18 protein-coding genes are annotated in these 22,645 nt (G+C 74.6%); 6 read left to right on the forward strand and 12 right to left on the reverse strand.

Annotated elements, in window-relative coordinates; genetic code table 11:
• Positions 1-7: 7 nt before the first annotated feature.
• Entirely contained in the window at positions 8-970 is a 963-nt protein-coding gene (locus HUT16_RS02220) for a TerC family protein (RefSeq protein ID WP_176184923.1), read from the reverse strand.
• Positions 971-1,091: 121 nt separating this feature from the next.
• Between HUT16_RS02220 and HUT16_RS02225 the strand changes: the two genes are divergently transcribed.
• Both HUT16_RS02225 and HUT16_RS02230 read left to right on the forward strand, forming a co-directional pair.
• On the forward strand, positions 1,092-1,520 hold the full coding sequence (locus tag HUT16_RS02225) for a protein-tyrosine phosphatase family protein (RefSeq protein WP_176184924.1): 429 nt from the start codon (positions 1,092-1,094) through the stop codon (positions 1,518-1,520).
• An 83-nt stretch (positions 1,521-1,603) separates the two neighbouring features.
• The gene (locus tag HUT16_RS02230; protein ID WP_176184926.1) at positions 1,604-2,746 is read left to right on the forward strand and encodes a winged helix DNA-binding domain-containing protein; all 1,143 of its coding nucleotides are present in this window, start codon (positions 1,604-1,606) and stop codon (positions 2,744-2,746) included.
• On the opposite strand, the gene HUT16_RS02235 is transcribed toward HUT16_RS02230, so the two are convergent.
• The 7 genes from HUT16_RS02235 to HUT16_RS02265 all read right to left on the reverse strand — a co-directional run bounded on the left by HUT16_RS02235 (position 2,667) and on the right by HUT16_RS02265 (position 11,283).
• On the reverse strand, positions 2,667-3,359 hold the full coding sequence (locus tag HUT16_RS02235; RefSeq protein WP_176184928.1) for a PP2C family protein-serine/threonine phosphatase: 693 nt from the start codon (positions 3,357-3,359) through the stop codon (positions 2,667-2,669). The two genes, HUT16_RS02230 and HUT16_RS02235, sit on opposite strands and share 80 nt — an antisense overlap.
• A gap of 1,281 nt (positions 3,360-4,640) precedes the next feature.
• Positions 4,641-5,363: a hypothetical protein gene (locus HUT16_RS02240; protein ID WP_176184930.1), complete on the reverse strand. Its 723-nt coding sequence runs from the start codon at positions 5,361-5,363 to the stop codon at positions 4,641-4,643.
• Positions 5,360-6,454, reverse strand: a complete 1,095-nt coding sequence (locus HUT16_RS02245; protein ID WP_254897597.1) for a tryptophan 7-halogenase — start codon at positions 6,452-6,454, stop codon at positions 5,360-5,362. Before HUT16_RS02245 ends, HUT16_RS02240 begins: the two co-directional genes overlap by 4 nt.
• A gap of 283 nt (positions 6,455-6,737) precedes the next feature.
• The gene (locus HUT16_RS02250) at positions 6,738-8,729 is read right to left on the reverse strand and encodes a LodA/GoxA family CTQ-dependent oxidase (RefSeq protein WP_176184934.1); all 1,992 of its coding nucleotides are present in this window, start codon (positions 8,727-8,729) and stop codon (positions 6,738-6,740) included.
• A gap of 308 nt (positions 8,730-9,037) precedes the next feature.
• Positions 9,038-9,388 (reverse strand): PRC-barrel domain containing protein, encoded by a 351-nt coding sequence (locus HUT16_RS02255; RefSeq protein ID WP_176184936.1) that lies wholly within the window; start codon positions 9,386-9,388, stop codon positions 9,038-9,040.
• Between the two features lie 170 nt (positions 9,389-9,558).
• Complete coding sequence (locus HUT16_RS02260) at positions 9,559-10,611, reverse strand: aldo/keto reductase (RefSeq protein WP_176184938.1); 1,053 nt, start codon at positions 10,609-10,611, stop codon at positions 9,559-9,561.
• A gap of 255 nt (positions 10,612-10,866) precedes the next feature.
• Complete coding sequence (locus HUT16_RS02265; RefSeq protein ID WP_254897598.1) at positions 10,867-11,283, reverse strand: hypothetical protein; 417 nt, start codon at positions 11,281-11,283, stop codon at positions 10,867-10,869.
• 295 nt (positions 11,284-11,578) lie between these two features.
• On the opposite strand from HUT16_RS02265, the gene HUT16_RS02270 reads away from it, so the two are divergent.
• The 3 genes from HUT16_RS02270 to HUT16_RS02280 all read left to right on the forward strand — a co-directional run bounded on the left by HUT16_RS02270 (position 11,579) and on the right by HUT16_RS02280 (position 16,818).
• Positions 11,579-12,439 carry a helix-turn-helix transcriptional regulator gene (locus HUT16_RS02270; RefSeq protein WP_176184940.1) on the forward strand — a complete coding sequence of 287 codons (861 nt, stop codon included), beginning with the start codon at positions 11,579-11,581 and terminating at the stop codon, positions 12,437-12,439.
• Between the two features lie 223 nt (positions 12,440-12,662).
• Positions 12,663-15,869: a penicillin acylase family protein gene (locus HUT16_RS02275; RefSeq protein WP_176184942.1), complete on the forward strand. Its 3,207-nt coding sequence runs from the start codon at positions 12,663-12,665 to the stop codon at positions 15,867-15,869.
• Positions 15,870-16,194: 325 nt separating this feature from the next.
• Entirely contained in the window at positions 16,195-16,818 is a 624-nt protein-coding gene (locus tag HUT16_RS02280) for a DUF4352 domain-containing protein (RefSeq protein ID WP_176184944.1), read from the forward strand.
• Between the two features lie 212 nt (positions 16,819-17,030).
• On the opposite strand, the gene HUT16_RS02285 is transcribed toward HUT16_RS02280, so the two are convergent.
• The gene (locus tag HUT16_RS02285; RefSeq protein WP_176184150.1) at positions 17,031-17,234 is read right to left on the reverse strand and encodes a hypothetical protein; all 204 of its coding nucleotides are present in this window, start codon (positions 17,232-17,234) and stop codon (positions 17,031-17,033) included.
• A gap of 234 nt (positions 17,235-17,468) precedes the next feature.
• Between HUT16_RS02285 and HUT16_RS02290 the strand changes: the two genes are divergently transcribed.
• Positions 17,469-18,251, forward strand: coding sequence for a class I SAM-dependent methyltransferase (locus tag HUT16_RS02290; RefSeq protein WP_176184946.1), 783 nt, complete (start codon positions 17,469-17,471; stop codon positions 18,249-18,251).
• Positions 18,252-18,362: 111 nt separating this feature from the next.
• On the opposite strand, the gene HUT16_RS02295 is transcribed toward HUT16_RS02290, so the two are convergent.
• Genes HUT16_RS02295 through HUT16_RS02305 form a run of 3 tightly spaced genes read right to left on the reverse strand, consistent with a single transcriptional unit; the run spans position 18,363 to position 22,413 of the window.
• Positions 18,363-20,459 (reverse strand): ABC transporter ATP-binding protein, encoded by a 2,097-nt coding sequence (locus tag HUT16_RS02295; protein WP_176184948.1) that lies wholly within the window; start codon positions 20,457-20,459, stop codon positions 18,363-18,365.
• Positions 20,456-21,382, reverse strand: a complete 927-nt coding sequence (locus HUT16_RS02300) for an ABC transporter permease (RefSeq protein WP_254898223.1) — start codon at positions 21,380-21,382, stop codon at positions 20,456-20,458. The genes HUT16_RS02295 and HUT16_RS02300 overlap by 4 nt, the downstream gene beginning before the upstream one ends.
• Before the next feature lie 47 nt (positions 21,383-21,429).
• Entirely contained in the window at positions 21,430-22,413 is a 984-nt protein-coding gene (locus tag HUT16_RS02305) for an ABC transporter permease (RefSeq protein WP_176184950.1), read from the reverse strand.
• Positions 22,414-22,645 lie beyond the last annotated feature (232 nt).

The raw sequence follows: 22,645 nt of genomic DNA on the forward strand, positions 1-22,645 counted from the left end.
CTCCGTGTCAGGTGCCGGCCGCCCGGTCCTGCTTGCGGGAGGCCAGCAGGCTGGCGACGGTGGTGACCGCCAGCACCACCACGATGAAGGCCAGCGAGAAGGCGATGCCGATCTCGGGCACGTGCACGCCGCTCTCGTGCAGGGCGTGCAGGATCAGCTTGACGCCGATGAAGCCGAGGATCACCGACAGGCCGTAGGACAGGTAGACCAGCCTGGTCAGCAGGCCGCCGATCAGGAAGTACAGCTGGCGCAGGCCCATCAGCGCGAAGGCGTTGGCGGTGAAGACGATGTACGCGTCCTGGGTCAGGCCGAAGATCGCCGGGATCGAGTCGAGCGCGAACAGCACGTCGGTGGTGCCGATCGCCAGCAGCACCGTCAGCATCGGCGTCATCAGCCGCTTGCCGTCGATCCGGACGAACAGCTTGGTGCCGTGGTACTCGTCCGTGGACGGGATCCGCCTCTTGACCAGGCGCAGCAGCCGGCCCTCCTCGAACTCCTCCTCGGTCTTGTCCTGTCCGGCCTCCATGATCAGCTTGACGGCCGTCCAGACCAGGAACGCGCCGAAGAGGTAGAACACCCAGGAGAACTGGGAGACCAGCGCCGCGCCGCCCGCGATGAACACCGCGCGCAGCACCAGGGCGATGATCACGCCGAACATCAGCACCCACTGCTGGTAGATCTTCGGCACCGCGAACTTGCCCATGATCAGGATGAACACGAACAGGTTGTCGACGCTGAGCGACTTCTCGGTGACGTACCCGGCGAAGAACTCCACCGCCGACTTCGAACCGCCGTACCACCACACGAAGCCGCCGAACAGGCAGGCCAGCACCACCCACACGGTGGTCCAGACCGCCGCCTCCTTGATCGAGACCTCGTGCGGCTTGCGGCCGCCGATGAAGAAGTCGGCCACGATCAGCACGATCAGCACCGCGATGGTGCCGACCCACAGACCTGCGGACACGTCCATGACTGCTCCTCGTCGGCGCCTCGGGGCGGTGCGGCGCGGGAAGCACCATCCTGACGGCCGAAGATCGATCCGCCCGCGCGACACACCCGGCCGGGCCGCCGGGCGCCGCTACGCTCACCCCGTGACCACCACCTGGCCGCCCGGCACCGCGGGCCTCCTGCCGCTCCCCTCCGGCCGGGTCGTCCGCGGCCGCGGCCTGCGCCGCCCGCTCCCCGCCGGACCGCCGCCGGACTTCGCGCTGCACCTGCTCGGCCACCGGCCGCCCGCCGTCGACTGGGAGTCCCGCTGGCTGCGCTGGCCGGACTTCCGGCTCCCGGCCGACCGGGCCGACGCGGCGGACGCGCTGCGCGAGGCCTGGTCCCGCGCCGCCGGTGAACGCGTCGAGGTCGCCTGCGGCGGCGGCTACGGCCGCACCGGCACCGCCCTGGCCTGCCTCGCCGTGCTGGACGGCGTCCCCGCCGCCGATGCGGTCGGGTACGTCCGCGCCCGCTACTCCCCGCGCGCGGTGGAGACGCCCTGGCAGCGCCGCTTCGTCGCCCGTTTCCGGTGAGGGGCGGATTGCGGCCGGGAACTGACCGCTGCGGTCCGTAGCGTGGCGGCAGGCCCACCACTCGACGGGAGAACCCGCACCGCATGGACGACGTGCTGCCCCTCCGCACCCTGAACCGGACCCTGCTCGAACGGCAGTTCCTCACCGAACGGACCGGGCGCGGCGCGGCGGAGGTGGTGGAACGGCTGGTCGCCTTGCAGGGGCAGGAGCCGAACTGGCCGTACCTGGGGCTGTGGGCCAGGATCGCGGACTTCCGGCGGGAGGAGCTGGCGGCGCTGCTCGCGGACGGACGGGTGGTGCGCTCGGCCTCGCTGCGCAGCACCCAGCACCTGTCCGGCGGCGCGGACTTCGGCCGGTGGCGGCCGCTGCTGCAACCGGTGCTGGACCGAACCTCCCGGGCCCGGTACTTCGCCCCGGCCACGGACGGCCTCGACCTGGACGAACTCGCCGCCACCGGGCGGGAGTTGCTGGCGGGTCGGACGCTGTCCCGGCAGGGCCTGGCCGTCGAGCTCGCCACCCGGTACCCGGGGCGGGACGGCAGGCTGCTGGCGGCCGTGGTGCAGCTGCGGGTGCCGGTGCTGCACGGGCCGGACAGCTCCGCCTGGGGCGGCTGGGGCACCCGGCCGAACACCTCGCTGGCGCTCGCCGAACAGCGGCCCGGCGAGCTGTCGGCGGGCGCGGCGGTGCTGCGCTACCTGGCGGCGTTCGGCCCCGCCGGGGTGAAGGACTTCCAGGCCTGGTCCGGGCTGACCCGGACGCGGACGGTGTTCGAGGAACTGCGCCCCCGGCTGCGGGCGTACCGGGACGAGCGGGGCACCGAGCTGTTCGACCTGCCGGACGCGGTGCTCGCCGACCCGGACCGGCCCGTCCCGGTGCGGTTCCTGCCCGCGTACGACAACCTGCTGCTCGGGCACGCGGACCGCACCCGGGTGCTCGCCGACCCGGACCGCCCGCGGGTGATGCCGGGCTCGGCCCGGGTCCTGCCGACCTTCCTGCTGGACGGTTCCGTCGCGGGCACCTGGGCGGTCGACGGCGCGGAGCTGCGGGTGACCCCGTTCCGCCCGCTGCCGGACGCGGCCGCCGGGGAGGTGGCGGCGGAGGCCGGGCGGCTGGCGGCGTTCCTCGCCCCCGGGCAGCGGGTGTCCTTCACCGGGGAGCCGGGCACCCGGGAGCCGGCCGCCGGGGGCCCGGCCGCCGGGGGTCCAGGGCTGCGGCCAGGACGGTGACGTCGTCGCGCCCCCAGTCCAGGCCGAAGCGCTCGGCCTCGGCGTGCAGGGCCCGGACCGCCTCGACGGGGGCGGCCTCGGGCAGCCCGGCCAGGAACGCGGTGACCCGCTGCTCGCCGAACTCCCGGCCGGGGCCGTCGGAGCCGCCGGAGTCTCCGGGGCCACGGGAGCCTCCCGGGTCGCCGGGGCCGCGGCCCTCGGTCAGGCCGTCGGTGCACAGCAGCAGCAGGTCGCCGGGGCCGAACGGGGTGCTGTGCTCGGTCCAGGTCCCGGCGTCCGGCTCGATCAGCGGGTGCAGCAGCGGGCCGGTGGGCGCGAGCCGTTCGACGGTGCCGTCGGCGCGGCGCAGGAAGGGCTGCTCGTGGCCGGCGTTCAGCCAGCCGAGGCGTCCGGTGCGCGGGTCGAGGCGGGCCAGCACGAGCGTGCTGAAGTGCTCGTCGGCCGGGTCCAGGGTGTGCCAGGCGGCGCGGACGGCCACCGCCGGGTCGGCGGTGGTGCGCAGGGCGCCGCGCAGCGCGCACTTGAGCTGGACGGCGAGCAGCGCGGCCTCGACGCCGTGCCCGGAGACGTCGCCGAGCAGCAGCGCGGTGGAGCCGTCGGGCAGCGCGAGCACGCCCAGGTAGTCGCCGGCCAGCAGCCCTTCGGCGGCGACCAGGTCGCCGTGCGCGGTGACGCCGGGGCCGGAGCGGTGCCGGGAGGCGAGGATCGAGCCCAGGCCCTGGACGCAGCGTCCGTTCTGTTCGAGCGCCTGGTGGTCGCGGCGGGCCTGGCGCTGGGCGGTGCGCAGTCGGCCGCGCAGGGCGTCGGCGGCGTGGGCGAGCCGGTGCAGCGCGGCGGGGCGCGCCCGGGGCCCGGCCCCGGGGTGCGGCGCCCGGCAGCACGACGCCCCGGGGCGCGGTGTCCCGGGACGCGGTGTCCTGGGGTGCGATGTCCTGGGGCGCGGCGTCCTGGGGCGCGGCGTCCTGGCGCAGCCGCTGTTCGATGCCGGCCAGCGGGATGAGCAGGCGGCGGGTGATCTGGCGGGCGGTCAGCCCGGCCAGCACGACCAGGCCGCCGCACAGGGCGAGCAGGTAGAACAGCACGGCCCGGCCGTCCCGGGTGGCGTCGGCGGTGGTGGCGCGGGCCTCGTCGGCGAGCAGCACGGTCAGCCGGTCGGCCTGCCGGTGGACGGCCGGGTAGCCGTCGTCGGCGTTGCCCGCGCCGGTGCAGTCGGCCGGCGCGGCGGCCCGGTCCGCGGGTTCGGCGGCCAGCCAGCGGGTGGTGCTGCGGTCGAAGTCCTGGGCGGCGGAGGCGAGTTGCGGATGGTAGGCGGTGAGGGCGCGCAGTTGCGGGAGCCGGTCGGCGAGCCGGGTGCGGGCGTCGGCGCGCAGGGCGGTGGCGTGCGTGCTGTCCTCGACCAGGCAGGCGGTGCGGGCGTCGCCCACCGCGGTCCGGGTCTCGGCGAGGACGCTCTGGGCGGGGCGGATGTGGTCATCCAGTCGGCGGACGGTGCTCTCGTGGCGTTCGTTGACCAGGTACCCGCCGACGGCGGCGGCCCCGGCGACCAGCGCGGACAGCGACAGGACGAGGGCGGGCGGCGAAGGCGCGGTGAGGGTGCGCAGGGGCATGGCGGTTCTGCTTCCTCCCCCCTCGGACTGCGGCGTGCGGCCGTTCGCCGTCTCGCACGGCCCGTCCGCCGTCGTTCTCCGGCCGGTTCCGCCGCATCGTGCCGCCGGGCCCCTCGACGGGGCCGTTCTCTCACCCCTCCAGCCTGCCCGGCGCTCCGCCCCCGGTCACCAGGGCTTTCGTCACGGGCGGCCGGGGGCGGAGGTCAGCACGACGCAGGTCGGCACGACGGCGGTCGGCACAACGGCGGTCGGCACGACGGCGGTCGGGACCGGCGCCGCCGGTATCGCTACTGCGCGTTCAGCGAGGTGTTGTTCCACCAGCCCCGGCGGCCCGCGGTGAACGTGAGCGCGCGCTCGCCGATCTTCGCCTCGTAGCGGTCGCCGGGGGTCAGCGGGCTCTTCGGCGCGGCGCCGTGCGGGTCCTTGACCGAGGGCACGGTGAGCGTCGCGGCGGGGGCGAGGTCGGTGGGCCGGAAGCCCTGCGGGTCGACGGTGGTGATCACCTCGTCCCAGTTCGGGGCACCGGCCAGGGCGTGGGCGAGGTGCACCTCGTCGTCCCGGCCGAAGACCAGCTCGGTGAGGAGGTCCGGGTAGTCGGCGTCGGCCACCAGCGGCCGGTAGTGCACGACGTCCTCCTTGCGGCTGCCGACCTCGACGGCCGGGAGCAGCGGGGTGAAGGTGCGCCGGCCCTCGGCGTCGACGGTGACCCGCTCCAGCTCGACCGGCAGCGAGGTGCGGGTGCCGTCCACCAGCTCCTGGAGCGGCCAGTGGCCCTCGGTGAACAGCGAGTAGTACACCTGCTGGTCCTCGTGGGCGGCGAGGTCGTCGAGGTAGGTGGTGCGCAGCTGGTCGGACAGGCCGAAGGCGGTGATCAGCTGGAAGGCGTGGATCGGGACGTGGTACAGGCCCAGGTGGTAGCTGAAGACCGTCTTCCTCCCGATCAGCAGGAAGCGGTGGCCGTGTCGGTCGGCGGCGGCGCTGAGGGTGTCGGGCAGGGGTGCGGTGCTCATCGGAACGTCTCCTCCGGTGCGGTGGTGAGGTGTCTGCGCCGCCAGAACGGCCGGTCGGGCCAGCGCCGTTCGGCGGCGTAGTGCGCGCGGTGATTGCGCAGGTAGGTCTCCCGGACGGCGGCCACCGCCCGGACGTACTCCCCCGGTGCCCCCCGCTCTCCCCCCAGCCGGGCGTGCACGGCCTGCCCGGCCCGCACCCCGGTGAACAGCGCGGTCAGGATGCCCTGCGAGGAGAGCGGATCGAACGCGACGGCCGCGTCCCCCGCCGCGATCCAGCCCTCCCCGCACACCGGGTCGAGGCGCGCGGAGTGGGCGGGCGCCCGCCTGGGACCGCCCGCGGCGGGCCTCGGGTGGACGGCGGCCAACGGGCCGACGTGCCGGGTGACGGCGAGCCTCCGGAGGAAGCCCTCCGCCCCGGCGGGGGTGCCGGGGGCGGCGTCGGTGTCGGTGTCGGTGTACCAGGCGAGCAGGCGGTGGCCGGTGGGGAGGGGCGCGGTGTACCACCAGCCGTCGGGGGCGGATTCGACGGTGGTCGTGGTGTCGGCGGGCGGCGGGTCGGCGGGGGCGAGGGTGAGGTGGACGGCGATCAGCCGGTCCCGGGTCAGGACCCGGGCCCCGAGGGTGCGGGCGAGGGCCGCCCGGCGGCCGGTCGCGTCGACCAGCCAGCGGCAGTGGACCGATCGCCGTTCGGGGCCGCGCAGTTCGACCGTCCAACCGCCGTCGGGGGTGCGGACCGGCAGGCGCACGGTGGTGCGTTCGGCGAGGTGGACGCCCTGAGTGCGGGCGAGCCCGCGCAGTTGGCGGTCGAAGCGCGGACGGTCCAGGTGCCAGCCGTGGCCGTGCGGGTCGAGGATGCTGTCGACGGAGCCCAGCGCCGGGCTCCCCCAGGCCGAACGGTTGGCCAGGCAGGGCAGGTGACCGTCCGTCAGGACGCGTTCCGCACCCAGGTCCCGCAGCAGGACGCGGGCGGCGGCGGGCAGCGCCTCCCCGACCGGCGCCGGACCGCGCCCGGCGTCCACGAGCAGCACCCGCCGCCCGGCCCGGACCAGCACCGACGCCGCCGCCACCCCGGCCGGCCCCCCCCCGGCCACCACCACGTCGTACCGCGCCGAACACCCCCCGGTCACCACACCCCCACCCACCCACCAGGCGCCGCCACCCCGCTCACGCCGCCCCGCCACCGCTCGCGACCCCTCCGCCCCGTTCCCCGCCTCCCCCCCCGCCCCCCGCCAGGAGCCTCCCCCCCCTCCGCCACCCCGCTCACGCCGCCCCGCCCTCCGGCTCCGCGCCACCGCCGTTCGCCGACCCCTCGCCCCACTCCCCACCCCGCCCCCGGCCCTCCGCCAGGAGCCTCCCCGACCTCCGCCACCCCGCTCACGCCGCCCCGCCCTCCGGCTCCGCGCCACCGCCGTTCGCCGACTCCTCGCCGAACGGGTCCAGCTTGTCGACGTAGCCGACGGTGATCGCGTCCGTGGAGTAGCCGGTGTGGGCGGCGGTGGTGGCGAGGAGGTCGGCGTGGGTGGTGGTGCCGAGGACGGGTTCGGGGACGTGGAGGGTGACGAGGTTGCGGTCGGGCGAGACGCCTTCGAGCGGGAAGCCGGGGGTGGACTCGACCCGGACGGTCGAGGGGAAGCGGCCGTCGCCCACGGTGTAGCGGCGGGTCTCGACGATGCCGAAGTCGTGCCACTCCCGCACCGACCGGGCGAGTTGTTCCTTGTACTCACCGCGCAGGCCGCGCAGCCAGGAGGCCCGGCGGGCGAAGGCGTCCGCGCGCTCCTCGTCGGAGTGGGCGGTGCCGTCCTCCTGGTTGACGATCCGGAAGTCCTCCGCGGTGAGGACGTGGTTGGGCACCCGGGCGGGCCAGAAGGTGGGGACGTGCGGGTCGTAGCGGCCGCTCGGGAGGGCGGTGGACTCGTAGCCGGAGCGGCAGCTCACGGTGTCGGTCTGCCAGGGGACGGCCATCCAGCGGGTGAGGTCGCCGGGGCCCTGGGCGTGCAGGGGGCCGTCGTCGGCGAGGGCCTGCCGGGTGGTGAGGTCGGGGCCGTAGTCGGGTTCGGGCCGGTCGGCGGGGCGGTGGAGGATCCGGAAGGGCTCCTCGTACACGGTGGTGCGGCGGATCGGCCAGGTGACTTCGCAGCCGGGGTGGAAGGCGTCGGCGAGGCAGAAGTCGAGCGCGGCGCGGTCGAGCAGGCCGGGCTGGTCGGCGACGGGGGCGTCCTCCAGGCGGCGCGGGAAGCCGGGCCAGGGGTCGGTGCTGAACTCACCCTTGGCCCAGGCTTCGAGGTGGGCGATCTGGGTGTCGGAGAGGGTCATGTACTGGAGGACGGACTTGGGCCTGCTGGCCATCGCGTCGCCGTAGAACCAGGGCCAGGGCTGCGGGGAGAGGCCGTCGCGGGCGTGGTCGCGCATCGCGGTGTAGACCTGGCGGCGCAGTTCGCGGTCGCGTTCGGCCCTGCTGCCGAGGCGGGCGAGCATGGCGGGGGCGAGGAAGTCCTGCGGGCCGCCGAAGCCGTAGTGGGTGGCGAACCCCTTGTTGACCCACTGGAGTTCGTGGAAGCGCCGCAGGATCGGCAGGACGTCCCGTTCGAAGGTGACCTCGGGGTCGGGCGGGACGGTGCCCTGCTGGAGGAAGAGGTCGTGCAGCAGGTCCCACAGGGTGCGCAGGGTCTTGACGTCGGGGGCGTAGTTGGGCGGGGCGACGGCGACCCAGGCGCCCTTGACCGGGACGTCGCGGCCGCCGAGGGTGAGGGTGGCGGTGACGGGGCCGTCGGAGGTGTCGTCGTACCAGCCGTCGTTGTTGCCGAAGGAGTGGAGCTCCTCGCCGCCGGGGGCGCCGGAGGTGCCGGTGCCGCCGAGGAGGACGAGCCGGCCGTGGTCGTCGGTGTGCATCCGGCCGAGCGGGACGTCGACGCCGAGGAAGGTGCCGCCGGTGAACTCGACCCGGTCTCCGGTGCCGGCGCGCAGCGTCTTGCGGCCGGGGTCGATGACGAGCCGGGCGCGGTCGGTCTGCTTGGGGTTGCGGCGGGCGGACTGCATGCCCTGCATGTCGGGGATGTCGAAGGCGAGGTCGAAGTTGTACCAGGCGGACTTCCGGTTGGCGACGTGGACGGCCCACTCGATGTCCACCCCGGCTTCGGCGGTGGTGAGTTCGCGCACCACGCGGCCCCCGGCGTCGTAGCCGTAGATCCGGAACCTGGCGGCCTGGCGCTTGATCGCGCCGGTGTCGTCCTTGTGCGCGCCGGGGGTGACGGGCGCGGGCTCGGGGGTCTCGGGGCCGTAGAACCAGCCGTCGGGGTGGGCGCTGTTGCCCAGCCGGGCCACTCCGATCGCGGGGTGGATCTTCGCGTAGGAGATGTCGTCGGTCATCGCGCTCGACGTCCTTTCCGCCGCACCGGCCCCGGCCCGGGCGCGCTGCGGCGACCCGGGCACCAGGGTTTCCCGGTACGGGAGTTGGCGGGTGAGGGGGCGCCGAACGCCCCCGTCGCCCACCATGACAGGTCGAGTACGACCGATTCCGCCGACGCCCCGCCCGGGCCGCACCGTCAGCCGAACGAGTGACGGCCGCGCCCGGGGCCGCCCGCGCCCCGCGAACGGCCCCTACCGCCCGTACCGCCCGTACCGCCGACGCCATCGGCGCCCTGACGCACCGGCACCGCGACACGCCGGCGGGCCGGTCACAGGCCGCCGGTGCCGTAGTAACCGCCCACGCCGCGGCGGTAGTCGGCGTCGTGGGCGTGCGCCTCGCGGTGGTACTCGGGGGAGTCCTTGATCTCCTCCTTGGCGCGGTCGACCCAGACCGTCTTGGCCTCCTCGTCGATCCGCTGGATGACGCCCGCCGGGAGCAGTACGGCGCGGCCGAAGATCCACGGGCCGGTGTCGACCACGATGTAGCCGTCCTCGGCCTCGTAGGAGTGCTTGTCGACCTTGCCGATGTGCCCGTCGGTGGCCTCGACCCGGTAGCCGGTCAGGTCGACGCCCGGGGCGTAGCCCGCGGCCTTCTCGTAACCCCACATGCCGTCGCTCACAACTGTCTCCTTTTCGAGGGGAGTTCGTCGTTCTGCGGGTCGGCTGCCCGGTTTCGGCACGGGCATGCGCGGCTTTTCGACCGATTCGCGCGGCCGATTCGCGCGGCGCACCGCCCGGGGGTGCGCCGTTCGGGGGCGCGGCGCGCAGGGGGCCACCGGCGCACCGGGGTTCACGGACGGATCGGGCCCGTCCCGGCGCCGGTGGTGGTGAGCGCGGCGGCGATCGCCGCCCGGTCGTCCTCGGTCAGCCGCAGCGCGCCGGCGTCGATCCAGCCGTCGACCTGCTCGGGGCGGCGGGCGCCGACGATCGCGCCGGTGACGCCGGGCCAGTCCAGCGTCCAGGCGAGCGCGACGGCGGCGACCGTGCTGCCGTGCGCCTCGGCGATCGGGCGCAGGGCGTCGACCAGGGCGAGGTTGGCGGGCAGGCCGGTGGTGAAGTCCGGGGCGCCCTTGCGCCAGTCGTCCTCGGGCAGCGCGGCGACCCGCTCGGTGCTGAAGGTACCGGTCAGCAGCCCGGAGTGGAGCGGCTGGTAGACGATCGAGCCGGTGCCGTGGGCGTGCGCCCAGGCCAGTTCGGGGGCGGCCGTCCGGTGCAGCAGGCTGAACTGCGGCTGGATGGCGTCGACGTGCGCGACCGCCTCGGCGGCGGCCAGCTGCGCGGTGTCGTGGTTGGACAGCGCGATCGCCCGGACCTTGCCCTCCGCCTTCAGTTGGGCCAGCGTCGCCCAGTACTCCTCCACGGCGGTGGCGTGCCGGGCCGTGGTGACCGGGTCCTCGTCGGGGGCGAAGGTGAGCAGCGCGCCGTCGCCGGGCCAGTGCGCCTGGTAGAGGTCGATCCGCTCGACGCCCAGGCGGCGCAGCGAACCCTCCAGTTCGGCGCGGATGCTGGCGGGCTTGAGCAGCTTGCGCGGGGCGGCGAACGGGTCGGGCTCGTCCCAGACCAGGCCCGCCTTGGTGAAGACGTACGGGCGTTCGGACGCGGGGAGCGCGGCGAGGGCCTTGCCGACCACCTCCTCGGAGTGCCCGAGGCCGTACGCGGGGGCGGTGTCGATCCAGTTGATCCCGGCCGCCACGGCCCGGTGGATGGTGGCGATCGAGTCGGCGTCGTCCTGCGGTCCCCAGCCGAAGCTCCAGCCGCTCCCGGCGATCGCCCAGGCGCCGAAGCCGAGCCGGGTGATGTCGAGGTCGGTGCCGCCGAGCCGGGCGGTGGGCAGAGCGTTCATGGTCGCGGGTTCCTCACGTTCGGGTGTCCGGGTGCTGCGCGCCGCGACCCGCCGTCCTCTTCCCGGCGTCCCTCGCAGCGCACGTCCATCGTCACCGCCGCGCGCACCCCGACCCAGGGCCCTGCTCGACCCCGGTACCGCCGAACCTGGGTCTGCCGGAACCCCCCTGGCCGCGTTGGCCGCGCTCCGGCCCCCGGCCGCACCGACGTCCGGCGTCCGGCGTCCGGCGTCCGGCGTCCGGCGTCCGGCGCCCGGTCAGTGCACGGCGCCGGGCGCGGGCCGGTGGGCGTCGACGAGGCGGGCGGGGACGGCCAGCACGGAGAGCCGGNCGTCGGCCGCGGCGGGGCGCAGGCCGGCGGGGGTGGCGAAGGGCCCGGTGACGATGACCAGGGCGCCGTGGGCGCGCAGGGCGCGGGCCCACTCGCGGGCGGCCGCGAGCGGGCCGTCGTACCAGACCGCCCCGTCGGGGCGGGTGACGACCAGTCGGGCGCCGTCGAAGGCCGCGGACCAGTCCGGGCGCAGCTCGGGCAGCTCGTCGGCCCCGCTCCACCCGTCGCCGGCCGATGCGGGGCGCTCCGGGGCCGACGGGGCGACCAGGACCGGACGGTGATCGGCCATCAGTTCGGCCCAGGGCTCCCACACCCGTCCGGTGCCACCGCCGACCAGCTCCACCCCGTACCCCTCTCGCGGACCGCGGCCACCGCGCCGCCGATTCGGCGGGTGGTCCCCGAACGGCTTCGGAACGCGGGCCGGTCCGGATGGGCCGGGGACGCACCGAATTCCCGGGCGGAGCCGGGACGCCGAGGCGGAGCACCGAACTCCGGTGCAGAGCACCGGACTCCGAAACGGGGCACCGACCTCCGAAACGGAACACCGGATGCCGGGGCGGAACACCGGACGCCGGGGCCGGGGCCGGGCCGCAAAGGCCGCACCGGGGCCGTCCTGGGCAGCGCCTAGGATCGTGGCCATGAACCGACGAGCCGACCTCGGTGCCTTCCTGCGTTCCCGGCGTGCCCGGATCCGCCCGGAGGAAGTGGGGCTGCGGCCCTTCGGCGAGCGCCGCCGGGTGCCCGGTCTGCGCCGGGAGGAGTTGGCGCAGCTCGCGGGGGTGAGCGTCGACTACTACACCCGCTTCGAGCAGGGCCGGGCCGAGAACGTGTCCGACGCGGTCGTCGACGCCGTCGCCTCGGCGCTGCGGCTGGACGCCGTGGAGACCGGGCACCTGCACCGGCTGGTGCGTCCGGCCGGTGCGGGTGACCGGCCGGTGGCCGCCCAGCGGGTGCGGCCGGGGCTGCGCCGACTGATGGACTCGATGCCGCACACCCCGGCGTACGTGATCGGTCGGCGCACCGACGTGCTGGCCTGGAACGCGCCGATGGCCGCCATGATGATCGACTTCGCCGCGCTGCCGCCCGCGCGGCTCAACAAGGCGTGGCTGGTCTTCTGCCACGAGGAGCTGCGCGGCCGTTTCGTCGACTGGGAGGCCAAGGCCCGCGACATCGTCGCCTACCTGCGCCTGGACCTGGGGCGCCACCCGGGGGACCCGGCGTACCCGGCGCTGATCGGGGAACTGTCGGACGCCAGCCCGGAGTTCCGGCGGTTGTGGGAGCAGCAGGAGATCCGGGACAAGACCCACGGCACCTACCACCTGCGCCACCCCGCGGTCGGCGAGTTCACCCTCGCGTACGAGAGCCTCACCCTGCCCGGGGACCCCGACCAGACGCTGATCACCTACACCGCCGAGGAGGGCTCCCCCTCCCAGGCCGCCCTGCACGTGCTCGCCGAGCGGCCGCTCGCCCCGGTCGGGCCCGGGTCCGACCGTCCCTGACGCTCCGCGGCGACCCGCAGCGATCCGCAGCGATCCGCAGCGATCCACGGTGGCCCGCGCACCGGGGTGCGCGTTCCCGGGTCTCCCGACGGGCCGTCAACTCGTGTTCATGACAGGCGGATGACAGTTCCGTGGCGGTGCCCGCGCGACCCCTACCCGGAGGTCACTTCGGGGACTAGCGTGCGCCCGGACTTCCGATACTCCCTGTCAGGAAGAGGCCCAGGTGCCCGCTGCCCCCCTCCCCCGCCGACTGCGTTCGGCCACCCTCGCCGTGCTCGCCTCCGCCGCGCTGCTGCTCGGCGCGCTCACCGCCCAGCCGTCCGCCGCGGCGGCCGCCGGGCCCGCCCCCACCGCCGGGGACCCGTGCCTGGGCCAGTGCCAGGACGTCCTGACGGCCGGGGAGAACGGCCACGCCACGCTGGCCGGAATCCTGCTGCACCAGAGCGTGGGCACCCGCCCGACGCACTCGGCCGACCAGGTCGACGAGTACGACGCGCTGCTGCACGACTACAGCGGCCTGACGCCCGACCAGCTGTCCGCCTACTTCAACGACGCCTCGTTCGGGGTGCCCGCCGGGCAGGTGGAGAGCACCAGCACGCCGCGCGCCGGGGTGACCATCACCCGGGACAAGGCGACCGGGACGCCGCACGTCAAGGGCGTCACCCGTTCCGACACCGAGTTCGGCGCCGGGTACGCGGCCGGGCAGGACCGGCTCTGGCTGATCGACGTGCTGCGGCACGTGGGGCGCGGGCAGCTGTCCTCGTTCGCGGGCGGCGCGCCGGGCAACCGGGCGCTGGAGCAGAGCCTGTGGGCGGTCGCCCCCTACACCGAGGCGGACCTCCAGCAGCAGATCGACCGGGTGCGGGCGTCCGGGCCGCGCGGCGCGCAGGCCTGGCAGGACGTGCAGGACTACGTGGCGGGCCTGAACGCCTTCGCGGCGGCCGACGTGGCCGCGAACAACTACCCGGGCGAGTACGTGCTGACCGGGCACGGCTCGACCATCGAACCGTTCACGGTCACCGACGTGGTGGCGATCTCCTCGGTGATCGGGGCGATCTTCGGCAGCGGTGGCGGCGGCGAGGTCGGCAACGCGCTGGCCCGGATCGCGCTGCGCCAGCAGTACGGCACCGAGGCGGGCGACCGGGCGTACGCGGCCTGGCGGGCCGGGGACGACCCGGAGGCGACGCCCACCGTGCACGACGGCACCTCCTTCCCGTACGCGGCCTCCCCCGCGAACCCGGTGGGCACCGCGCTGCCGGACCCGGGGTCGGTCACCGAGCTGTCGCACGCCGCCAACGGCACCGGGACCGGAACCGCGGCGGTCGCGGCCACCGGCACGTCGGCCGGCGCCGAGGGGGTGCTGCCCGCCGACCTGATCACCGCGAAGAAGGGCATGTCCAACGCCCTGCTGGTGTCCGGCGCGCACACCGCCTCCGGGCACCCGGTCGCCGTGTTCGGCCCGCAGACCGGCTACTACGCGCCGCAGATCCTGATGGTGCAGGAGCTGGACGGGCCGGGCCTGCGCAGCCGGGGCGCGTCCTTCCCGGGCCTGAGCTTCTACGTGGAGATCGGCCGCGGCCTGGACTACGCGTGGAGCGCGACCTCCGCCAACCAGGACATCACCGACACCTTCGCGGTCGACCTGTGCGAGCCGGGCGGCGGCACCCCCTCCACCTCCTCGCGCGGCTACCTGCTGGACGGCGCCTGCACCCCGTTCGAGCGGTTGACCAAGCACAACGCCTGGCAGCCGACCACCGCGGACTCCACCGCGGCGGGCGCCTACGACCTGGTGACGCTGCGTTCGGCGTACGGGCTGGTCACCCACACCGGGACGGTCGGCGGGCGGCCGGTGGCGTACACCGCGCTGCGCTCCACCTACCGGCACGAGGTGGACTCGGTGATCGGCTTCCAGCAGTTCAACGACCCGGCGGCGATCACCTCGGCGGCGGCGTTCCAGCGCGCCGCGCAGGACGTCGGCTACACCTTCAACTGGTTCTACGCGGACGCCGACCACACCGCGTACTACAACTCCGGCACCGAGCCGCTGCGCGCCCCCGGGACCGACCCCGACCTGCCGGTCCTGGCGCAGGGCGCCTACACCTGGCAGGGCTGGGACCGGGCCGCCAACACCTCCGCGGTCGAGCCGCCGGCCCGGCACGCGCAGTCCACCGACCAGGACTACTACGTCAGTTGGAACAACAAGCAGGCGCCGGGCCTCACCTCGGCCTGGGGCAACGGCGCGGTGCACCGGGCCGACCTGCTGGACTCCCGGGTGAAGGCGCTGGTGCAGCGCGGCGGCGTCACCCGCACCGACCTGGTCAAGGCGATGGAGGACGCCGCCAACGTCGACCTGCGGGCCGAGCGGGTGCTGCCCGAGCTGCTCGCGGTGCTGGACTCGGCGCCGGTCACCGACCCCGCCGCGGCCGGCGCGGTCGCGAAACTGCGGGCCTGGGCGGGCAGCGGCTCGCACCGGCGGGAGGCGAGCAAGGGTGCGGGCACGTACACCGACGCGGAGGCGATCCGGATCCTGGACGCCTGGTGGCCGCTGCTGGTGGAGGGCGAGTTCCGGCCCGGCCTGGGCGACGGGGCGTGGCGGGCGCTGACCGCCGTCGCGCCGATCAACGAGACGCCCTCGGGCGGGCAGCTGGGCGGGACGTCCGGCGGCGGCGACATCGCGGCGGGCGAGGCGCACAAGGGCTCGGCGTTCCAGCACGGCTGGTGGTCGTACGTCGACAAGGACCTGCGCACGGTGCTCGGCCGCTCCGTCTCCGGCCCGCTGGACCGGGCGTACTGCGGCGGCGGCACGCTCGGCGCCTGCCGGCAGGTCCTGCTGACCACCCTCGCCCAGGCGGTGGCCACCCCGGCGGCCACCACGTACCCGGCCGACAAGTACTGCGCGGCGGGCGACCAGCTGTGCGCCGACTCGATCGTGCACCGGGCGATGGGCGGCATCACCGTGCCGCGGATCGCCTGGCAGAACCGGCCCACCTACCAGCAGGTGGTGGAGTTCCCGGCCCGCCGCACCGACGACCTGACCAACCTGGCCCGCGGCGCCACCGCCACCGCCTCCGACTACCAGGACGCGATCGTGGTGGCCTACCCGCCCAAGCAGGCCGTCGACGGCAACACCGGCACCCGCTGGGCGTCCAAGACGGTGGCCACCGCCTGGCTGAACGTCGACCTGGGCAGCGTCCGCAAGGTCGGCCGGGTGGTCCTGGACTGGTCCGACCAGTACGCCACCTCCTACCGGATCGACGTCTCCACCGACGGCACCGCCTGGCGCACCGTCTACGCCACCACCGCCGACCGCGGCGGCCTGGAGAACCGCTCCTTCACCCCGGTCGACGCCCGGCACGTGCGGGTGGTGATGCTGGCCCGCGGCACCGACAACCGCTACTCGCTGAACGAGGTGGGCGTGTACGGGAAGTGACCTGACTGCGGCGAATCCCGTGCCGCGTCATCGATGACGAGGCATTGATGCTTCGTCATCGATGGCGCGGCATCAATGTTGCGTCACCGATGACGCAGCACCGATGATGCGGCACCGATGACGCGGCACTGGTGATGCGGCATCAATGCCGCGTCATCGACGACATGGCATTGGATGACGCGGCATCGATGACAGAGCACGGGCTCTGCCGCCGACCCGGTTCGGTCGCCACACGAGCGGCCCTGTTCCCCGTGCGTCGGCGCCGGGCAGCCCCGACGGCGGCAACCACCACCCGTCCCGGGGTGCCGAGCCGAAGGAAACGATCATGCGCCGTGTCGCGACCCTCCTGGCCTCCTCGCTGCTGGTGACCGCTTGCACCAGCACCGCCCACGTCACCACCACCCCGAACAGTCCGACCACGGTCGCCTCCGACCCCGACGTCCCCACGTCGTCCCCATCCGCGTCCGCATCCGCGTCCACATCCACGTCCGCCTCCTCTTCGGCCTCCGTCTCCCCTTCGGCCTCCGCGGCCACCGCCTCGGTCGGCAGCACCATCGCGCTGAAGGGGATGAACGACGGCGAGGCGTGCGACGTGACGGTGGTCAAGGTCGTCGACCCGGCCAAGCCGAAGGACCAGTACTCCTCCCCCGAGGCCGGAACCCGGTTCGTCGCCGTGCAGTTCCGGCTGGCGAACACCGGGACGGCCTCCTACAGCGACAGCCCCGGCAACGGTGCGCAGGTGGTCGACACCGAGGGCCAGCGCTTCACCGACACCTACCAGGAGACCGCGGCGGGCCCCTCGTTCTCCGGGTCGGTGGCGATCGCCCCGGGTGACAGCGCCCTGGGGTTCGTCACCTTCGAGGTCCCCGCCTCCTCCCGGGTCGCCAAGGTCCAGTTCTCGCTGAACAGCGGCCTCGCCGACAGCATCGGGCAGTGGACCGTCTCCTGAACCGGGACCGAGACCAGGACCAGGACCGGAGGCCGGGCCCGGGCCCGGCCGCCCGGGCCCGGCCGCCCGGTCTCAGGCCGCCCGGTCTCAGGCCGCCCGGTCTCAGGCCGCCCGGTCTCAGGCCGAGTGATCTCAGAGGACGGTATGAGAGCTGATGCCCGATTCTTCGTTTCGTGCGGGACAAGCGGGCAGGTCGGGGCGACGTCGGTCGGCTACGGCCGGGGTTGGGTGAACAAGCCTGGCTCGGTCTCGGCCGGGATTCCGCGGTCGGCCAGCCGCTTGAGTTTGAGGCGGACGTTGTTGATGTTGTCGGGCGCGACCGGCAGGTCCATCGCCTCGCACACCTGTCGGGCCCGCAGCGCGATGCCGACGGCGTTCTCGTGCGCCGACGCGGCCGCCACCACCACCGCGATCACCAGCCCCAGCGGCGATCACCGGCTCGACCAGCGCCCACTGCTCGTCGCTCACATCGGTCTTGTAGGGCTTGCGCTCGCTCACGGCGACCAGCCCAACATGCCCACGGCCACCGAACGGCCGGGATGCCCCACCACCACACGTTCAGGCGACGACGAAACACCTATGCACTCTTATTCCGCTCCCTGATACGGTCCCGAAGCCCGGCACCCGCTGCAGAGGAACGACGGAAGACGATGAACTCGCCGATCTTTGCCGGTACCGCCGATTACTACGCGCGATACCGCCCCGTATATCCCGACCGGATGCTGACCGACCTGGTCGATCTCAGCGTCGGCCCGCACGGACGGCGGCTTGTGGACCTCGGCTGCGGCACCGGCGAGGTCGCCCTGCCCCTGAGCGCGTCGTTCGATACGGTGACGGCGATCGACATCGACCCGGACATGGCCGCCATCGCCGAGCGCAAGGCCGCCGAGCGGCAGATCCGCAACGTCGCGTGGACAGTGGGGGCGGCCGAGTCCCTCGACGTGCCGGCCGGGTCCGCCGATCTCGTAGTCGCGGGATCGTCCTTCCACTGGATGGACCGCGAACTGCTCGCCGGGCGGGTCCGGACCTGGCTGACCGACAGTGGCGTCTTCGGCCTGCTGGGCGGCGGCAGCGACGTATGGGACGAGCGGGCCCCCTGGCACGCCGTCGCGGTGCGCACGATCCGCGAATACGTCGGCGAGCGGCGCCGCGCGGGGAACCAGCCATTCGTCGCGGCGGGCCGCCATGACGACTACCTGGAGTTGGCCGGTTTCGTTTTGGAGTCCCGGCAGTACACCGCCGAGAAGATCTGGACGGCCGACGAGATCGTCGGATATCTCTACTCGACGTCATTCTGCAATCCCGTGGTGCTCGGCGACCGCAAGGCAGCCTTCGAGGCCGCGCTCCGGGACCGGCTCCGGGAGTTGTCCCCGACTGACTCGCATCCGGAGACGCTTGTTTTCCACTGCATGCTCGCCCGGCCGAAGCGTTAGCGCGCCAGGCTTGTTCACCCAGCCCCGGCCGTAGCCGACCGACGCCGCCCCGGCCTGCCCGCTCGTCCCGCACGAAACGAAGAATCGGGCATCAGCTCTCATACCGTCCTCTCAGGCCGGGTGGTCCGGGTAGTGGCAGGCCGCGGTGTGGTCGACGCCCGGGGCCGCGGGCAGGGCGGGGGGTGCCTCGGTGGCGCAGCGGTCGCGCTGTGCGGGGGCGAGGGCGGCGTGGACGGGGCAGCGGGTGCGGAAGGGGCAGCCGAGGTGGCGCTCGGCCGGGGAGGGCGGGTCGCCGGCCAGCAGCAGGCGGGGGCGGGCCCGTTCGGCGGCCGGGTCGGGGAGCGGGACGGCGGCGAGCAGGGCGCGGGTGTAGGGGTGGCGGGGGCGGCCGAGGACGCGGGCGGCGGTGCCGGTCTCGACGGTGCGGCCGAGGTACATGACGGAGACCCGGTCGGCGAGGTGGCGCACCACGGAGAGGTCGTGGGAGACGAACAGGTAGGCGAGGCCGAGTTCGGCCTTGAGCTGCTGGAGCAGGTTGAGCACGCCGGCCTGGACGGAGACGTCGAGGGCGGAGACGGGTTCGTCCAGGACCAGCAGGTCGGGGCGGACGGCGAGGGCGCGGGCGATGGAGATGCGCTGGCGCTGGCCGCCGGAGAACTCGTGCGGGTAGCGGTCGGCGTGCGCGGGGTCGAGGCCGACCTGGCGCAGCAGTTCGGGGACGCGGCGGCGGGCCTCCGCCCCGGGGGTGCGCTGGGCGAGCAGGGGTTCGGCGAGCGCGTCGCCGACCGGCATCCGCGGGTCGAGGGAGGCCGCCGGGTCCTGGAAGACCATCTGGACCCGGGAGCGCAGCCGCCGGACGGCGGCCCGGTCGAGGGTGGCGGTGTCCCGGCCGAGGAGTTCGATCCGGCCGCCCTGCGGGGCGGCCAGCCGCAGGATCTCGTACAGGGTGGTGGACTTGCCGGAGCCGGACTCGCCAACCAGGCCGAGCGTCTCGCCCTGCCGGATGTCGAGGTCGACGCCGTCGACGGCGTGCACCTCGCCCGCCCGGCGGCGCAGCGGGCCGCCGCGGCGGGGGAAGCTGCGGGTGAGGCCGCGGACGGCGAGGACGCTGTCCCGGGCGGCGCGCGGCCGGGGAACGGCGGCGGGCAGCACCGGGACGGGGTAGACCTCGGCGGGGGCGGGCCGGGTGGCGGCGAGGTGGTCGGCGCGGACGCAGGCGGCGAGGTGGTCGCCGGTGCCCGCGCCCACGCCGGCACTGGTATCCACGCCCGCACCCGCACCCGCACCCACACCCGTGCCCGTGAGCGGGGGTTCGGCGGTGCGGCAGCGGTCCTCGGCGAGCGGGCAGCGGTCGGCGAACGCGCAGCCGGGGCGGGCGGGTTCACCGGCGGCGGGCGGGCGGCCGGGGATCGGGACGAGCGGGCCGCCCCGGCCGTCGAGCCGGGGGACGGCGCCGATCAGGCCGAGGGTGTAGGGGTGGCGGGGCGCGGCGAACAGCTCGTCGACGGGGGCGGTCTCGACGATCCGTCCGGCGTACATGACGGCGACCCGGTCGGCGCTGCCCGCGATCACCCCGAGGTCGTGGCTGACCAGGACGAGGGCGGCGCCGGTCTCCCGCCGGGCGGTGCGCAGCACGTCGAGGACCTGGGCCTGGATGGTGACGTCGAGCGCGGTGGTGGGTTCGTCGGCGAGCAGCACGTCGGGGTCGTTGGCCACCGCCATGGCGATCATGGCGCGTTGGCGCATGCCGCCGGAGAACTCGTGCGGGAAGGCGTCCAGGGCGCGGGCCGGGTCGGGGATGCCGACCAGGTCGAGCAGGTCGGCGGCGCGCTTGCGGGCGGCGGTGCGGCCGACGTCCTGGTGGATCCGGACGGCTTCGGCGATCTGGTCGCCGATCCGGTGCACGGGGGTGAAGGCGGACAGCGGGTCCTGGAAGACCATGGCGATGCGGCGGCCCCGGACGGCGGCGAGCTGCCGGGCGGGCAGGCCGACCAGTTCGCGCCCGTCCAGGCGGACGGAGCCGCCGGTGCGGGCGGTGGCGGGCAGCAGGCCGAGGACGGCGAGCGCGGTGACGGACTTGCCGGAGCCGGACTCGCCGACCAGGCCGAGGGTCTCGCCCCGGTGCAGGTCGAGGTCGACGCCGCGGACCGCCGGGCGGCCGTCGAAGTCGACGGTGAGGTCGCGGACGGTGAGCAGCGGGGTGGTCATGGGGTGCTCCGGCGCGAGGGGGTGTCGGTGGGTCGGGTGCGGCGCCGACGGGTTTCGCGGCGGGGGCGGGGGCGTCCGGCGGCGGCCGTCGGGTCGAGGGCGTCGCGCAGGCCGTCGCCGACCAGGTTGACGGCGAGCACGAACAGCACCAGCAGCCCGGCGGCGAAGTAGAACAGCCAGGGGAAGACGGGCGCGTCGGCGGCCCCGGCGGCCAGCAGGGTGCCGAGCGAGACGTCGGGCGGCCGGACGCCGAAGCCGAAGTAGGAGAGCGCGGCCTCGCTCATCACGGCGCCGCCGACGGTCACGGTGGCGTCGATGATCAGGAAGGAGGAGACGTTCGGCAGCACGTGCCGCCAGATGATCCGGAACGGTCCGACGCCCATGTACCGGGCGGCGGCGACGAATTCGCGCTCGCGCAGCGAGCGGGTCATCGACCGGACCACCCGGGCGGTGACCATCCAGTTGAAGACGGCGAGCAGCAGCACGAAGGCGATCCAGCCGCTGCCGCGCAGCCGGGGCGAGAGCACCGCGATCACCAGGAAGGCCGGGAAGATCAGCAGCAGGTCGACCAGGAAGGTCAGCACCCGGTCGGTCCAGCCGCCGAAGTACCCGGCGCAGGCGCCGACCAGCGAGGCCAGGCCGGTGGAGAGGAGGGCCACCAGCAGGCCGATCACCAGGGACTTCTGCAGGCCGCGGACGGTCTGCGCGAACACGTCCTGGCCGAGCCCGTTGGTGCCGAACCAGTGTGTGCCGGACGGGGGTTGGCGCAGGCTGGTGTAGTCGGGGGCGGCGTAGTCCCAGGGCGTCAGGTACGGTCCGGCGAAGGCCAGCAGGAACAGCAGCACCAGCACGACCAGCCCGGCCGACGCCCCGCGCGAGGCCCGCAGCCGGGCTGCGGCCAGCCGCAACCGTCCCCGGGGCACGGGCGGTTCGTCGATCAGCTGCTGCGCGGCGGCGGCGAGTTCGGCACTCACGCGGCACGCACCCGGGGGTCGAGCGCGGCGTGCAGCGCGTCGGCGAGGAAGCCGGCGGCGAGGACCGCCACCGCGGCGAAGAGGTTGACCGCGGCCACGGAGTTGACGTCCTGTTCGTTGACGGCCTGGATGAACCACTCGCCCATGCCGTGCCAGCCGAAGACGGTCTCGGTGAAGGCGGCGCCGGTGAACAGGCCGAGGAAGGCGTAGGCGAACATGGTGGTCATCGGGATGACGGCGGTGCGCAGGCCGTGCTTGAGCAGGGCGCGGCCGCGGGTGAGCCCCTTGGCCTCGGCGGTGCGCAGGTAGTCCGCGCCGAGCACGTCGAGCATGGTGGCGCGCTGGTAGCGGCTGTAGGCGGCGAGGCCGCCGAGGGCGAGCGTGAGGGTGGGCAGCAGCAGGTGCAGTGCCCAGTCGGCGAGGTGGGCGCCGATCCCGCCGGCCAGGTTGGGCGTCTCGTAGCCGGTGAACGGGACGACCTCGTGCCCGGCGGCGTCCTTGGCGGCGATCGCGCCGTTCTTGAGCAGCAGGGCGAGCAGGAAGACGGGGGTGGAGAGCAGCACGAAGGAGAGCACGGTCAGCGCCCGGTCGGAGAGCCGGTACTGGCGCACCGCGCTCCAGGCCCCGGCGGCGACGCCGAGCAGCATGCCGAGCAGGGTGCCGACCAGCAGCAGCCGCAGCGAGACCCAGATCCGGCGGCCGAACTCGTCGTTGACGGGGGTGCCGTGGATGGTGCGGCCGAGGTCGCCGTGCAGCAGGCCGTTCGCCCAGGTGCCGAAGCGTTCGACCACGGGGGTGCGGTCGTTGAGGTTGAGCGCGGTCAGCTGCCGGTCCACGGAGGCGGCGGAGGGCCGCGGCTGCTTGGCCTCGAAGTAGGCGCGGGGGCCGAGCGCGGTGCCGGTGAGGGCGTACGAGAGGAACACCGCTGCGGTCAGCAGGGCGGCGTAGTAGCCGAGCCGCCCCGCGAGGTATCGCGTCACGGCCTGCCTCCGGTGTGGTTCGCACACCTGGGGAACATGGTCATTTGCCTTCGTTAGTACGGGTTTTGACGCACTTTCGCGCAGCAGTTGTACGCCACGCCGGGCGGTCCGTCCAGTGGCCGCCGGGTCGGCGGGTCCGGCCGGTCCGGTGAACCCGCTGGTCACAGCTGATCAGACGGGTACGGACGGCGTGTTGCGGCCGTGTTGCGCCGCGTTTCTTTTCGATCAGTTC

The sequence above is a fragment of the Kitasatospora sp. NA04385 genome, from assembly GCF_013364235.1.
In the GTDB taxonomy this organism is placed as follows: Bacteria; Actinomycetota; Actinomycetes; order Streptomycetales; family Streptomycetaceae; genus Kitasatospora.